Here is a 1,068-nt window from a genome sequence, read left to right on the forward strand (position 1 = left end):
AGACGATCGATCTTTATGGTGGAATGTATCTCAAGACAGAGGATACCAGCAGTCCGGTCCTTAAGATGACTCTATGGATGACGAAAACCATCAAAGCCCCGGCATCTGCAGATGCAAAGGTTGTTGAAGAAGAGGCGGTAAAAGAGGATGATGTTGTAGTTGTAGACCTGGCTGAAGCAAATAATGAAAAGGAAACTACAGCTTCTGTTGATGACAGAAAGGAATCGTCTATTGCATCTGATGCAGGGAATAATAAAGTAGTGGAGAGTTCCGTAAAGGCTCCAGGATTTGAACTTTTGATAGGTCTTCTGGGATTATTGGGTGCAGCAATGTTCAGAAAATAAAGTTGGATATGGTTGGAAGTATCTATTTCCAACCATTTTTTGTTTATAATATTTTTGGAAAATTCTAAAAGATATAGCGGTGTTGTTCTTATTTACGGTGCTATTGGTGACGCTTGCCTCAGCCTCGATCAATAGACTGCTTGAGTGAAATTAGGTATTCGTCGTGTGCCACCACATCTTCACTTTTGTGGAACTTGCATCGTAAAGATAGTTCCCATTATCTTTTTTGAGATTCTCTTCCAGATACTTTTCAAATATTGCTTTCTGTTCATCATTTGCAATTGCGAAATGGTTTGATAGTTCTTCTACAGCCTCATTCAGCGAAGAGTAATTTTCGGTGCGTCCAAGTGTGAATGTTTCCATGTTGGGATAGATCCCCATGTTGTACAGTACATTCAGTACTTCACTAATTTTCCCTCCTTTTTCTCCTTGCCGCTATCTATCTACCTCAAACACCGCACTACCAATTAAACCCTTAACTTTCTTCTGATCCATCCTCAACAAACAGGATAAATCTGTCAAACCTGAACCTATCCCCATCAATTGTTTGAGGACTTTGTTTTACAATCGTAAAATGCTTTTTCTGAATGAAGACTTCTTCTATAGAACGTGCTAACTTTCCGAGACTTCCAGTTAAGCCCATAAACAACAGAGCTAAACTCTCTGTCCAAACAAAGAACCCCAATCAAGCGACCTAATTACACTGTTAATATATATATATATA

General features: G+C 39.0%; 2 protein-coding genes and 1 pseudogene. 1 reads left to right on the forward strand and 2 read right to left on the reverse strand.

Annotation, left to right across the window (positions count from 1 at the left end):
• A partial coding sequence (locus BB781_RS15155) for a PGF-CTERM sorting domain-containing protein (protein WP_207205313.1) occupies positions 1-344 on the forward strand: 344 nt, incomplete at its 5' end.
• A 150-nt stretch (positions 345-494) separates the two neighbouring features.
• Here BB781_RS15155 and BB781_RS15160 read toward each other — a convergent pair.
• On the reverse strand, positions 495-707 hold the full coding sequence (locus BB781_RS15160; RefSeq protein WP_129582756.1) for a hypothetical protein: 213 nt from the start codon (positions 705-707) through the stop codon (positions 495-497).
• Positions 708-811: 104 nt separating this feature from the next.
• Positions 812-939 (reverse strand): annotated as a pseudogene (locus BB781_RS16605) (ISH3 family transposase); the annotation flags it as partial.
• Positions 940-1,068 lie beyond the last annotated feature (129 nt).

The organism is Methanolobus psychrotolerans, assembly GCF_002243045.1.
In the GTDB taxonomy this organism is placed as follows: domain Archaea; phylum Halobacteriota; class Methanosarcinia; order Methanosarcinales; family Methanosarcinaceae; genus Methanolobus; species Methanolobus psychrotolerans.